We start from the raw sequence: 12,571 nt of genomic DNA on the forward strand, positions 1-12,571 counted from the left end.
TCGAGCTGAACTCTCATCGCTCGCCACCAGTCAGCTTTATAAGCCCTCACTCAAGGCGAGACCCCGCATGCACATCTCCCTCACCGGACAAACAGCCCTGATCACCGGCGCCAGTTCCGGCATCGGCCACGCGTGCGCAAAAGCCCTCGCCGCCGCCGGCGCCGCAGTAATCATCAACTACAACCGGCAGGCAGAACCAGCCGAGGCACTGGCCCGACAGATCATTGCCGATGGTGGCCAAGCCATCGCCATCCGCGCCGACGTATCAAAGGAAGACGAGGTTGAACGGCTGTTCGCCGAAACCCTCGATGCCTTCGGTTCACTGGACATTCTGGTGGCCAACTCGGGTATGCAAAAAGACGCCGCCGCTGTGGATATGTCGCTGGACGACTGGAACGCAGTGATCGGCGTCAACCTCACCGGGCAGTTCCTCTGCGCCCGCGCTGCCCTGCGCATCTTCAATCGCCAAGGCATTCGTGAAGGCGTGTCCCGTGCGGCCGGCAAGATCATCCACATGAGTTCGGTGCACCAGCGCATTCCCTGGGCCGGGCACGTCAATTACGCCGCGTCCAAGGGCGGCGTCGACCAACTGATGCAGACCCTCGCGCAGGAAGTCAGCCACCAACGCATTCGTATCAACGGCATTGCGCCGGGGGCCATTCGCACGGCGATCAATCAAGACGCCACTGAAGGCGCTGCCGGCGAAAAGCTGCTTGAGCTGATTCCCTACGGGCGCATCGGCGATGCTGAAGACGTCGCCAATGCGCTGGTCTTTCTCGCCTCCGACGCCTCCGATTACATCGTTGGCACCACCCTGTTCATCGACGGCGGCATGAGCCTCTATCCGGAGTTTCGCGGCAATGGCTGAGCATCACCTGGAACGACAAAGCCCGATCGACGCCCACGGCATCATCGGCGACATGCGCAGTGCGGCACTGATCAACGACCGTGGCAGCGTGGATTTTTTCTGCTGGCCGGAGTTCGACAGCCCGTCGATTTTCTGTTCGTTGCTGGACACCCCGGACGCGGGAATTTTCCAGTTGGCGCCAGACCTGCCCGATGCCCGCCGCGAGCAGATTTACCTGCCAGACACCAATGTTCTGCAAACTCGCTGGCTGAGTGAGCGCGCGGTAGTCGAGGTCACCGACCTGCTGCCGATCGCCGATAACGCAGACGATTTGCCGTTGCTGATGCGCCGGGTGCGCGTGGTCAGCGGTGAAGCAACCTTCCACGTGCGTTGCGCGGTGCGCCATGACTATGCCCGCGCCGCCACCCGCGCGCGGATGGACCAGCAAGCAGTGATTTTCAGTGCCGATGGCCAGCCATCGATGCGGCTGACCTCGGATCAACCACTGCACATCGAGACCGACGCAGCGGTAACCTCATTTACCTTGAAACAGGATCAGACAGCCGCGTTTCTGCTCGGCGGCGAAGACGATCCGCGCTTCGAGGAAGGCGCTGCGCAATTGTGCATGGAGCGCACGCTGAAGTTCTGGCGCGACTGGCTCGGGCAGTCAATCTATCGTGGACGCTGGCGCGAAATGGTCAACCGTTCAGCCCTTGCGCTCAAGTTGCTGACCTCGCGCAAACACGGCGCGATTCTCGCCGCCGCCACCTTCGGTCTGCCGGAAACGCCGGGCGGCGAGCGCAACTGGGATTACCGCTACACGTGGATCCGCGACGCCTCGTTCACGGTGTACGCGTTCATGCGTCTGGGCTTTGTCGGCGAAGCCAACGACTACATGGGCTGGCTGCGCGGACGGGTCAGCGATTGCCACGGGCAACCGATGAAACTGAATATTTTGTACGCCATTGACGGGCAACAGGAATTGCCGGAAACCGAACTGCCCCATCTGTCCGGACACGGCGGCGCGCAACCGGTGCGCATCGGCAATGGCGCGTACGATCAGATCCAGCTCGACATCTTCGGCGAACTGATGGACGCGGTGTATCTGGTCAACAAATACGGCGACGCGATTTCCCACGAGGGCTGGCGACACGTGCGTGAAGTGGTCGATCAAGTCTGTGAAACCTGGCAGACCACGGACGTCGGCATTTGGGAAATGCGCGGTGAGCAACATCATTTTCTGCATTCGCGGCTGATGTGCTGGGTGGCGCTGGACCGGGCCATTCGCCTGGCTTCGAAACGCTCGCTGCCGGCCCCGTTTGCGCAATGGGACAAGACCCGGCAGGCGATTTACGCCGACATCTGGGACAACTTCTGGAACGAGGAGCGCGGGCATTTCGTCCAGTACAAGGGCGGCACGGCGCTGGATGGCTCGATGTTGTTGATGCCGCTGGTGCGTTTCGTCAGCGCCAAGGATCCGCGTTGGCTCGCGACCCTCGCGGCCATCGAAAAGACCCTGGTGCGCGACGGCATGGTTTACCGCTATCGCAATGACGACAGCAATATCGATGGCCTGGCCGGCACCGAAGGCGCCTTCGCTGCGTGCTCGTTCTGGTATGTCGAATGCCTGGCTCGCGCGGGGCAGGTGGAAAAAGCCCATCTGGAGTTTGAGCAATTGCTGCGCTATGCCAATCCGCTGGGCCTTTACGCCGAAGAGTTCGACGCCCATGGCCGGCACTTGGGCAATACCCCACAGGCATTGACGCATCTGGCGTTGATCAGCGCGGCGAGTTTTCTGGATCGGCGTTTGAGCGGGGAAAAGAGTGAGTGGCAGCCTTGAACTCGTCCGATTCTTCGTCAGCGTCTGTCAGATAAATCGCATTTTAAACGCCTCTTGTGGGAAGCCGGCCTACACGCCACACACATCACCCAGCACCGAGTTTCGGCGCTGGGCCTTGCAGCGGTTACCTGCGGCGACACTTTGTGTAAATCAATGCCCGCAAAAAACTCACAAACACCACGCCAAGCTCCCCTCGTAACTTGCACTTACACCCCGAAATACCTTGTTGCCAGCGGTTACATCCGCCCCTACCATCCACCGCAACGGGCACAGCGGAGCTGTCCAACAAAACCCGAATTCAAGGAACCAGAATGAGCCAGCACGTCCAGCGCAACATCGCCGCCCCTCTTCGCACGGGCCTGACCCGCACCCAGCTCTGGGAAGCTGCTGATCAGGGTCTGATCAAATGCTGGGAAGTCGGCCGACAGCGCGCCGCGCGTTTCCCCCATATCGCCCAACAGTGCCTCGACGGTGAACTGCCGGTGCTCGGCTGGAAAGGTGGCGTGAGTCGCAGCCTGAAAAAGCTCGAAAAATACGGCTCGCTGAAATACCTGGCGCAGTGGCAAGGCTTGCGCGGCGAGGATCTGAATATTGATTTGAGTGAAGAGCGTTCGCTGACGTGCTCGCGGACGAAGATGGTGGTGACGTTTACCCCGGACCGGACGAAGTACTTTAATCAGATGGCGGAAGCCGAGGCTTAGCCGTACGGAAGTCCGCTCGGTAGCAATCCGGGAACAGCGCGCAGACGCCGTACTGGGCATCCAGATCGGCCATGTGCTGGTAAAACTGCTCAATTTCCCAGAACGTCTCATCCGCGACGGTGATCAAGTAGAAGTAACTGAGTTGATGATCATTGGGCAGCACCAGCGCAAACTCTGGCAGCGCGTCCATCCTCGGCGCATTGGCCAGCGCCGTGAGCATAGGTGTCGGCGCCTGGGACAACTGTTCGAAGTACTTCGCTTTATAAGCCGCCAGGCCGATAGCTTCGCCCTTGGCCCTGGCATCGATCAGTTGCGCCAGGTTGGCGCGGCGCTGCTGCCAGTACGCGGCTGGCAGGTCGACATTCATTTGTTGCTTATGCTTGGCCACTGCCTCATCTGCAGAGATTTGACGTTTTGGTTCGCCCGGCTCGGCGGCGGCGCGTGCGTCGAGTTCCTTGAACGACAGCATGATCGTCGACTTGGCAAACATGCGCTCCATCAGTTCACGGCGTTGCGGGGTGTCCGGCAGTGACGGTGGCGGTGAAGCACAACCAGCCAGCATCGCGACGAATACCAGCAGAGCAAGCAGCGATTTGAGTGACATGCATCGTCCTTGAAGTCGGTCGGCAGAATTAGCTGTGCAGTCTATCTGAACCCGGAGAGAGCCCCGCCGGAAATGCTCAAGGCATTGCCGGATCTACTGCAGTGCTGAGCGAAAACCGCTCGCGATACGCCTGCGGCGTCACGCCAATCGCCCGTAGAAAGCTACGGCGCAAGGTTTCTTCACTGCCAAATCCGCAATTGGCCGCGATCCGTTTCACCGGCAGACCGGTGTCGCTGAGCAAGCGCCGCGCCGTCTCGACACGGATCAGTTCAATCGCCCGCGCCGGGGTCTGGCCGGTGTCGGCACGATAATGGCGGACGAAACTGCGTTCGCTCATGCCCGCCTGCTCGGCAAGGGTCGGCACGCCAAGATCGCAGGTCAGGTTTTCGGCGATCCACGCGTGCAGTTCATCAAACCGATTACCCTGATTCTGCAGTGACAGGGTCACGCTGAACTGCGATTGCCCACCGGGGCGCTTGAGGAACACCACCAGATGGCGGGCGACGTCCAGCGCGATGTCGCTGCCCAGATCTTCTTCGACCATCGCCAGAGCCAAGTCGATGCCGGCGGTGACACCTGCCGAGGTCCAGACCGGGCCGTCGTTGATGAAGATCGGATTGGCCTCGACTTGCAGTTTTGGGTGCTGCTGCGCCAGTTGTTCGCAGCGGGTCCAGTGGGTGACGACTCGGCGACCGTCAAGCCAGCCGCTGGCTGCCAGCAAAAACGCGCCAGTGCAGACCGAGGCCACGCGTCGACATTTGGCGGCGTGTTCGCGCACCCAATCCACCAGCGCCATGTCTTCAGCCGCCGGATAGATGCCCCAGCCACCGGCGATGATCAATGTGTCGCTGGGCGCTTCGGGCAACGGTTCGGCCAACACCGCCAGACCAGCCGACGACATCACCGCCCCGCCGCCGCTGGCAATCACGCTCGGCGCATACGGAATGGGCAAAAGGCGCTGACGGGCGATGTCGTTGGCCGAAGCGAACACCTGCAACGGCCCGGTGACGTCGAGAATCTGCATGTTGGCAAACGCGAGTACGTGGATGGCTTTGGGCATTTGGCGTAATTCGTGGGGTGATTGGCGTATGCGCCAGAACCTACGCGCCTACAGTGAAGCCGTCCACCCCTTTTCATGGAGCAAGAACAATGACGCTGCAGATCGGTTTTCTGTTGTTTCCGCAGGTTCAGCAACTCGACCTGACCGGGCCGTACGACGTGCTCGCCTCATTGCCGGGCGTGCAGGTGCATCTGATCTGGAAGGATCTGATGCCGGTCACCGCCAGCACCGGCCTGCTGCTGAAACCGACCATCACGTTTGAGGATTGTCCCAATCTGGATGTGATCTGTGTGCCCGGCGGTGGTGGCGTTGGGGCGTTGATGGAAGACCTAGTGACGCTGGACTTCATCAAGCGTCAGGCTGCTCAGGCGAAGTACGTGACATCGGTGTGCACCGGCTCGCTGGTACTTGGCGCGGCGGGTCTGCTGCAAGGCAAACGCGCGACCACACATTGGGCGTATCACGATCTGCTGCCGACACTGGGCGCGATTGCAGTGAAGGATCGGGTGGTGCGTGACGGCAATCTGTTTACCGGCGGCGGGATTACGGCGGGGATCGATTTTGCCTTGGTGTTGGCGGCTGAGTTGGTGGATGCCGACACCGCGCAACTGATCCAGTTGCAACTGGAATATGCGCCGGCGCCGCCGTTCAACGCTGGTAGCCCGGAGACTGCGCCGGGGGCGATTGTCGATGAGGCCCGTTTGCGCGCCGCGCCATCGCTGAAGCTGCGCACGGAAATCACCGAGCGTGTGGCCGCGAAACTTAACCTGCACTGATTCCCAGCCATCCACAAAACCCTGTGGGAGCTGGCTTGCCAGCGATAGCGGTGTACCAGTCGATGAAGATGTCGGCTGTGCAGGCCTCATCGCTGGCAAGCCAGCTCCCACAGGGGACCAGTGTTGGTCACAGGTTCGCGCACTGTCCCGGTTTGCCACCACACCTTCACTTGTCCCCACGCCCCCACCCGTGTAGAAAGCCCTTCCACAAAATTTGCACAGGGACTTTCGATGAAGGCTTTGCCATGGCTCTATCTGGCGCTTCTCAGCCTCGGTTACGGATGGGCGCTGAGTTACGGTCACCTTGGCTGGCTGGCGTTGATTTCCGTCGGGCTGCTGGTATTCGCAGGCTTTGCCGTGCGCCAACAACAGGTGCCGGTCGCACGTTTTCTCGGCCATGGCCTGTTTATCGTGCTGGCTTTGGCGCTGGCCCTGCATTGGCTGCCGGGTTTCGCCAACGGTCGCGCCATCGACCCGCAGCGCTTCACCGACAACGCCGTGCCGTTTTCGATGTACCTGAATCTCGACAAACCACTGATTGGCTTCTGGCTGTTGCTGGTCTGCCCGTGGATTGTCGGGCGACGTTCGTTGCGCCTGAGCGTGTACGCCACCGCCCTCGCCCTGACGCTGAGCGCAGTTCTGGCCCTTGGCGGTGCGCTGTTGCTGGGTGTGATTGCCTGGGCGCCGAAGTGGCCGGATCAGGCGTGGCTGTGGGTGCTGAACAACCTGCTGCTGGTGACTTTGGTCGAGGAGGCGCTGTTTCGCGGCTATATACAGGGCGGCCTCAGCCAGCGCTTCAAACACCTGCCGTACGGTGAAAACCTCGCCCTGCTGCTGGCCTCGCTGCTGTTTGGTCTGGTGCATGCCGGCGCAGGCTGGACGTGGGTGTTGCTGGCGGGTCTGGCGGGTGTCGGCTATGGTCTGGCCTACCGTTTTGGCGGGCTCGGCGCGGCGATCGCCACGCATTTCGGCCTGAACCTGCTGCATTTCGGTTTGTTCACCTATCCGATGCTCGCTGGCTGAAGCAAGCGCCGTTTTGCGACGCTGTGCTGATTATTGAAAAAAAATTTCAATAAAAAGCTGTCACCGCCGACAACCTTTCAAAGCCTTGCGGATTGAAAAACCATGCGTAACAACCAGCCCATTACACAACGCGAACGGACTTTCCCGGCTCAGCAGCGGTTGATCTCCACAACCGACGCCAAGGGCGTGATCACCTACTGCAACGACGCCTTCGTCGAGATCAGCGGGTTTTCGCGTGAAGAACTGATCCGTGCGCCGCACAACCTGGTCCGTCACCCCGACGTCCCGGCGGCGGTGTTTTCGCACATGTGGGGCACACTGAAACAAGGCTTGCCATGGATGGGCATTGTCAAGAATCGCTGCAAGACCGGTGACCATTACTGGGTTAACGCCTATGTAACACCGGTGTTCGACGGCAATCAGGTAGTCGGTTACGAGTCGGTGCGGATCAAACCCACCGCCGAACAGATCCGCCGTGCCGAAGCGCTCTACCAACGCATCAACCAAGGCAAGTCGGCGATCCCTTCCAGCGACAAATGGCTGCCGGTGCTGCAAGACTGGCTGCCGTTCATTCTGGTCAGCCAACTGAGCTTCGTGATCGGCGCGACCCTGAACTCGCAGTGGGGCTTCGCCCTCGCCGCCGGTCTTTCGGTGCCGCTGGGTCTGATGGGCCTGCAATGGCAGCAACGCGGGCTCAAGCGCCTGCTACGTCTGGCCGAACAGACCACCTCCGACCCGCTGATCGCGCAGATGTACACCGACAGCCGTGGCGCGCAGGCGCGTCTGGAAATGTCGATTCTCAGCCAGGAAGCACGCCTGAAAACCTGCCTGACCCGTCTGCAGGACACCGCCGAACACCTGACCGATCAGGCCAAGCAATCCGACCGACTGGCACACAGCAGCTCGACCGGCCTGGAACGTCAACGCGTGGAAACTGAACAAGTCGCCACCGCCGTCAACCAGATGGCCGCGACCACTCAGGAAGTGGCGAGCCACGTGCAGCGCACCGCTGACGCGACTCAGGAAGCCAATCGCCTGACCGGTCGCGGTCGTGACATCGCCGGCGAAACCCGCGAAGCCATTCAGCGCTTGTCCGTGGTTGTTGGGGAAACCGGCCTGACCGTGACCCAACTGGCCAAGGACAGCGACGAAATCGGCGGCGTGGTCGATGTGATCAAAGGCATCGCCGACCAGACCAACCTACTGGCACTGAACGCTGCGATCGAAGCCGCGCGTGCCGGTGAGATGGGCCGTGGCTTTGCCGTGGTGGCTGACGAAGTGCGTCAACTGGCGCAACGCACCAGCGAATCGACCGGGCAGATTCATGCCCTGATCGCCAAGTTGCAGCAGACGGCTTCGAGTGCCGTGCAAACCATGGAAGCCGGGCATCGTCAGGCTGAAGAAGGTGTGGCGCGAGTGCTGGAAGCGGATCAGGCGTTGGTCGGGATCAGTGAAGCGGTGGCCAACATCACCGACATGACCACGCAAATTGCTGCGGCAACGGAAGAGCAAAGTGCGGTGGCCGAAGAGATCAGCCGCAACATCAGCAATATTTCGGAGCTGGCGGATCAGACGTCGGAACAGGCGCATAACTCGGCGTTGCTGAGTGAAGAACTGACGAAGACGGCTAACACGCAATACTCGTTGGTGGAGCGGTTTAACCGCTGATTGTTCTAGCAGGATAAAAAAACCGGACAGCGAAAGCTTCCGGTTTTTTATTACCTGAAAAAAAGAAAAAGGCGAAAATGCACATTCCGCGAACTTTGTCTAGCTGACAACTCTAACAGTAGACAACATTCTAACAACTGAATATCTATGAAATACCGCTCGATCAATCGACGGGATACCCCCTACGAGACAGAAGGATTTCATCGTGAACTTCAGAGATTTTTATAACGAAGACAACACCCCTCAGACAAATAACTTCGAAACAGAGGACAACGAATTTCAGTGGCAGATCGATTCTTTATCCACCGAAGCGCAAAGAACATTATTCTATAAATCAAGCACGACAACTAACAACTTATGGATATTTTACGGCTCCGTAGGCTCCGTCGATTCAGAGAATCTTTTTGGTTTTATGCTCGCAGTGCCGTATATCAACGAAGACATACTGAAAGACACTTATACACTTGCAACGGGCTTGTACTGTGACCACAGACATTCAATCAATAAGGGCGGACTGAAAGGCTGGCGAGTTATCCCAGCGGGTGATGCGACATTGAGCATTAAGCTTGATCCTTTACAAGGGACTGTTGAAGGTGAATTCGAAGCGACATTTACAAAAACAAAACCCGACGACACGCTCGAACAAATAAAACCCAAAGGCACTTTCAATTTAAAAAGAGATGACTTGAAAGCCAAACAGTATTTTGAGGCATTGCCGGATACTGTTTGATGTACCGCAAAGAAATAGCGGGAAGTTGGCCTGTGATTTTTTGGTGTTGTCTGTGATGCCGCTTTCGCGAGCAGGCTCACTCCTACATTGGATATGCGGTGGTCACAGATATGTGCCCGACAACAATCCCCTGTAGGAGTGAGCCTGCTCGCGATGCGGCCATAACAGCCAGTTAAATTATTGAGGCAACTTCAGCTTATCCAGCAGCCGATTGACCAACAGCTCGTTGAGCATGATCACCTGTTGTAGCGCCAGCAACGGTTTGCGCTCCGGGCCGCCGATTGAGTTGGCGATGTTGCCGGCCATGGCGTGGGCGTATGAAAGCGACTCGCTAGCCTCGACCAGGAGGGTTTCGTCATCCAGCGTGGGGTCGACGAGATAGACGGGGCGAAACTTGGGCGAGCTTGGTGGAGCACCCAGGGCTTCGGGTCGGAGGTAGTAGTCGAGGGCGCGGTCGGTTGCTTCTTTGATCTTTTGCGGGCTGAGCGCTGGGTCGTGGGGGATTGGATCAGTGGCTGGAGGGTTGGGCGTGATTTTGAACATGGATGAAACTCCTATCGCAGTTTAAGGAACCATCACCCTCGCTACCAAACGAGTGGGTGGTGGCCGTACGCGGGTTGGTAGACCGGCTGCAATAGGAACCCGGCGCTCACGAGTGAGCCCCACGCATGACCACCATTGAACTGGGCCTCTACAAAGAGACAGAACAGGGTGTTGCCACACGGCTATTACAGACGGGCTACCAAACCCGATCACTGATTTGCAGTGACAGGCAAACGATATAGCCCGGCCCATAGCCGCGTAAGCCGGCGGATTCTGGCGTACGCGTAGGTAACGGCGCAAGGTGTTGTAGGCCCGATGGCGTAACGGATTGTGTGATTTAAACGTGCTTACAGGATTGCGTTTGCGGGCAGAAAAAGCGGGAAGTCGGGCTGTGATTTTAATGTTGTCTGTGATGCCGCTTTCGCGAGCAAGCTCGCTCCCACATTTGGACCGGGTGCATCAGTGAGAGGTTGGTTAGTCGTCAGGCCGTCATCGCGAGCAGGCTCACTCCTACATTGGATATGCGGTGGTCACAGATATGTGCCCGACAACAATCCCCTGTAGGAGTGAGCCTGCTCGCGATGCGGCCATAACAGCCAACGACTTTATTGAGGCAACTTCAGCTTATCCAGCAGTCGATTGACCAACAGTTCGTTGAGCATGATCACCTGTTGCAGCGCCAGCAACGGTTTGCGCTCCCGGCCGCCGATTGAGTTGGCGATATTGCCGGCCATGGCATGGGCGTATGAAAGCGACTCGCTAGCCTCGACCAGGAGGGTTTCGTCATCCAGCGTGGGGTCGACGAGATAGACGGGGCGAAATTTTGGTGAGTTTGGTGGGGCTCCCAGTGCTTCGGGTCGGAGGTAGTAGTCGAGGGCGCGATCCGTCGCTTCTTTTGTCTTTTGAGACTCAAGCGCTGGGTCGTGAGGGGTTGGGTCGATGCCCGGAGGGTTTGGCGTGGCTTTGAACATAAATATCTAATTCCTGATCAAGGGCCGCGACCGTTCTCTACTAAAAGAAGGGTGGCGGCTGTGCGCAGGTTAGTAGACCGGAGGAATTAGCAAGACCGGCGCGCTCGAAAGCGCCCTGAGCACAGCCACCATTGAGTACAGGCAGATGCGCCTGACTTTATGGGACCTATGCACTTACTAAAACCATACGAGCTACTAAACCCGACCACTGATGGGCAGTGGCAGGCAAACGATATAGCCCGCGCTATGGTCGTGTAAGCCGGCGGATTCTGGCGTACGCGTAGGTAACGGCGCAAGGTGTTGTAGGCCCGATGGCGTAACGGCTCGTGTACTTTAAACGCGCTCGCGGAATCATGTTTACGCACAGGAAATGCTGGGTAGTGAGCGCTACCAGTTCTTGATCGTGCCAGCAGAATCGCCCCTCACCCTAGCCCTCTCCCAGAGGGAGAGGGGACTGATCGAGGTGTTGGGGTAAGGTACGCCGACGTGCGATACCGAGTTGAACTCAGATTCTGAAAAGCTCAAAAATCGGCTCCCTCTCCCTCGGGAGAGGGCTGGGCGGGCGGCGTTCCGATGAGGGGCAAGAGCACCACAAAACCAAAGCCGAACACCGCTTTTCACCACTCAATAGGCCGAGTGTCAGCTCGCCTGCTTTTGATCTTGATCCACGGGCGACGTCGGAAGGCTGAGTGGAGGGATTGATCCGGGGGTGGGAGCGCAGCGACCGTTTGGCGAAGCCAAACACAGCGAGAGGAGGTGCAGCGAAGCAAACCGTAGGCGCTGCGCCCGGATCGATCCCGGAGCGAAGGAACCCCGAGCCTTAGCGAGCGGGCCGCACGTAGGAGCAAGCCTTTTGGGTTACCTTTTCGGCGTTTGGAAAAGGTGACCCGCCGTAAGGGCGGAACCCTGAGCGGCCTTTACCGCAGCAACGGATATGTACCCAAAACGAAAAACTGTGTCGTAGCTGAAATCGATCCCCCTCACCCCAGCCCTCTCCCCCATGGGGGCGAGGGGGAAGGGAGCAGATCTTCATGCAGTTCAAAATCTCAGCCCGGCTCGGTCACTTGCTGAGAAACTCGGCTACTTTCTGCGCGGCGCTGGCCAAATGCTGTTCATGGGTAAACCCGGAAACCTTTAATGGCTTGAGATCATGATCGCCGGCAGCTAACCACGCCACCTCAATACTCGGTGACAAGGTGTAAGCCTCGACAGCCTCCCGATTGCCCAGCGCATCCCGCTCGCCTTGCACAATCAACGTCCGCGTCTTCAAACCAGCCAAATGCTCAACCCGAGGCTTCTCCGGTTTACCCACCGCATAAAACGGATACCCCAGACACACCAGCGCATCAGCCCCCAACTCATCAGCAAGCAGACTCGCCATCCGCCCCCCCATCGACTTCCCGCCAATGGCCAAAACCCCAGCGACATGACGCCGCACCTCGGCATACACCTCACGCCAACATTCCTGCAGTTTCGCAGCAGGATTCGGCGGCCGCTTCACCCCATCCACCCGCCGCTGCGCCATATACGCAAACTCAAACCGCAACACATTCACCCCAAGCCCGGCAAGGCGCCCAGCCATATCGTTCATCCAGTCACTGTCCATCGGCGCCCCCGCCCCATGCGCCAGGATCAACGTCGCAGAAACTTCACCATTGGCGGCATCCCAAAGCCACCCATGATCACGCACGCACTGCGCCCATTGATCCCCGTCAATACTGGCCTTGTGCTGTTTGTCCATGCTTGCCTCGCTTTTAGTCTGCCTATAACTCCAGACGAAGGATTCGCCGCGTGTTGTGCGCGCGCTC

At 58.9% G+C, this 12,571-nt stretch carries 12 protein-coding genes; 7 read left to right on the forward strand and 5 right to left on the reverse strand.

What is annotated here, in order from left to right:
* Positions 1–67: 67 nt before the first annotated feature.
* From ACM6IN_RS25200 to ACM6IN_RS25210, 3 genes are all read left to right on the forward strand, one after another.
* Positions 68–868 carry a glucose 1-dehydrogenase gene (locus tag ACM6IN_RS25200; RefSeq protein WP_414893378.1) on the forward strand — a complete coding sequence of 267 codons (801 nt, stop codon included), beginning with the start codon at positions 68–70 and terminating at the stop codon, positions 866–868.
* Positions 861–2,687 (forward strand): glycoside hydrolase family 15 protein, encoded by a 1,827-nt coding sequence (locus ACM6IN_RS25205; RefSeq protein ID WP_414916884.1) that lies wholly within the window; start codon positions 861–863, stop codon positions 2,685–2,687. Before ACM6IN_RS25200 ends, ACM6IN_RS25205 begins: the two co-directional genes overlap by 8 nt.
* A gap of 311 nt (positions 2,688–2,998) precedes the next feature.
* The gene (locus ACM6IN_RS25210; RefSeq protein WP_007917131.1) at positions 2,999–3,388 is read left to right on the forward strand and encodes a hypothetical protein; all 390 of its coding nucleotides are present in this window, start codon (positions 2,999–3,001) and stop codon (positions 3,386–3,388) included.
* Here ACM6IN_RS25210 and ACM6IN_RS25215 read toward each other — a convergent pair.
* Together ACM6IN_RS25215 and ACM6IN_RS25220 are read right to left on the reverse strand one after the other, a co-directional pair.
* Positions 3,360–3,992: a hypothetical protein gene (locus ACM6IN_RS25215; RefSeq protein WP_007917132.1), complete on the reverse strand. Its 633-nt coding sequence runs from the start codon at positions 3,990–3,992 to the stop codon at positions 3,360–3,362. The genes ACM6IN_RS25210 and ACM6IN_RS25215 overlap by 29 nt on opposite strands.
* Before the next feature lie 76 nt (positions 3,993–4,068).
* Complete coding sequence (locus tag ACM6IN_RS25220) at positions 4,069–5,052, reverse strand: GlxA family transcriptional regulator (protein ID WP_414916885.1); 984 nt, start codon at positions 5,050–5,052, stop codon at positions 4,069–4,071.
* An 89-nt stretch (positions 5,053–5,141) separates the two neighbouring features.
* Here ACM6IN_RS25220 and inhA point away from each other — a divergent pair, with 89 nt between their 5' ends.
* The 4 genes from inhA to ACM6IN_RS25240 all read left to right on the forward strand — a co-directional run bounded on the left by inhA (position 5,142) and on the right by ACM6IN_RS25240 (position 9,249).
* A complete protein-coding gene (gene inhA, locus ACM6IN_RS25225; RefSeq protein WP_414893380.1) occupies positions 5,142–5,828 on the forward strand; it encodes an isonitrile hydratase in 687 nt (228 codons plus the stop codon).
* A 231-nt stretch (positions 5,829–6,059) separates the two neighbouring features.
* Positions 6,060–6,851: a CPBP family intramembrane glutamic endopeptidase gene (locus ACM6IN_RS25230; RefSeq protein WP_007917138.1), complete on the forward strand. Its 792-nt coding sequence runs from the start codon at positions 6,060–6,062 to the stop codon at positions 6,849–6,851.
* Between the two features lie 102 nt (positions 6,852–6,953).
* On the forward strand, positions 6,954–8,519 hold the full coding sequence (locus tag ACM6IN_RS25235) for a methyl-accepting chemotaxis protein (RefSeq protein ID WP_007917140.1): 1,566 nt from the start codon (positions 6,954–6,956) through the stop codon (positions 8,517–8,519).
* A 205-nt stretch (positions 8,520–8,724) separates the two neighbouring features.
* Positions 8,725–9,249: a hypothetical protein gene (locus ACM6IN_RS25240; protein ID WP_414916886.1), complete on the forward strand. Its 525-nt coding sequence runs from the start codon at positions 8,725–8,727 to the stop codon at positions 9,247–9,249.
* Positions 9,250–9,426: 177 nt separating this feature from the next.
* On the opposite strand, the gene ACM6IN_RS25245 is transcribed toward ACM6IN_RS25240, so the two are convergent.
* The 3 genes from ACM6IN_RS25245 to ACM6IN_RS25255 all read right to left on the reverse strand — a co-directional run bounded on the left by ACM6IN_RS25245 (position 9,427) and on the right by ACM6IN_RS25255 (position 12,504).
* Positions 9,427–9,792: a DUF6124 family protein gene (locus ACM6IN_RS25245; RefSeq protein WP_095111795.1), complete on the reverse strand. Its 366-nt coding sequence runs from the start codon at positions 9,790–9,792 to the stop codon at positions 9,427–9,429.
* 605 nt (positions 9,793–10,397) lie between these two features.
* Complete coding sequence (locus tag ACM6IN_RS25250; RefSeq protein WP_095111796.1) at positions 10,398–10,763, reverse strand: DUF6124 family protein; 366 nt, start codon at positions 10,761–10,763, stop codon at positions 10,398–10,400.
* A 1,060-nt stretch (positions 10,764–11,823) separates the two neighbouring features.
* Positions 11,824–12,504, reverse strand: coding sequence for an alpha/beta family hydrolase (locus ACM6IN_RS25255; protein WP_414916887.1), 681 nt, complete (start codon positions 12,502–12,504; stop codon positions 11,824–11,826).
* Between the last annotated feature and the right edge of the window lie 67 nt (positions 12,505–12,571).

The organism is Pseudomonas sp. IT-P395, assembly GCF_949767675.1.
GTDB lineage: Bacteria > Pseudomonadota > Gammaproteobacteria > Pseudomonadales > Pseudomonadaceae > Aquipseudomonas.

Excerpts from the sequence above, each read along its gene's own strand:
- ACM6IN_RS25200 (WP_414893378.1), top strand. The coding sequence starts at position 68 with ATGCACATCTCCCTCACCGGACAAACAGCCCTGATCACCGGCGCCAGT.
- ACM6IN_RS25205 (WP_414916884.1), top strand. The coding sequence starts at position 861 with ATGGCTGAGCATCACCTGGAACGACAAAGCCCGATCGACGCCCACGGC.
- ACM6IN_RS25210 (WP_007917131.1), top strand. The coding sequence starts at position 2,999 with ATGAGCCAGCACGTCCAGCGCAACATCGCCGCCCCTCTTCGCACGGGC.
- ACM6IN_RS25215 (WP_007917132.1), bottom strand. The coding sequence starts at position 3,992 with ATGTCACTCAAATCGCTGCTTGCTCTGCTGGTATTCGTCGCGATGCTG.
- ACM6IN_RS25220 (WP_414916885.1), bottom strand. The coding sequence starts at position 5,052 with ATGCCCAAAGCCATCCACGTACTCGCGTTTGCCAACATGCAGATTCTC.
- inhA (WP_414893380.1), top strand. The coding sequence starts at position 5,142 with ATGACGCTGCAGATCGGTTTTCTGTTGTTTCCGCAGGTTCAGCAACTC.
- ACM6IN_RS25230 (WP_007917138.1), top strand. The coding sequence starts at position 6,060 with ATGAAGGCTTTGCCATGGCTCTATCTGGCGCTTCTCAGCCTCGGTTAC.
- ACM6IN_RS25235 (WP_007917140.1), top strand. The coding sequence starts at position 6,954 with ATGCGTAACAACCAGCCCATTACACAACGCGAACGGACTTTCCCGGCT.
- ACM6IN_RS25245 (WP_095111795.1), bottom strand. The coding sequence starts at position 9,792 with ATGTTCAAAATCACGCCCAACCCTCCAGCCACTGATCCAATCCCCCAC.
- ACM6IN_RS25250 (WP_095111796.1), bottom strand. The coding sequence starts at position 10,763 with ATGTTCAAAGCCACGCCAAACCCTCCGGGCATCGACCCAACCCCTCAC.
- ACM6IN_RS25255 (WP_414916887.1), bottom strand. The coding sequence starts at position 12,504 with ATGGACAAACAGCACAAGGCCAGTATTGACGGGGATCAATGGGCGCAG.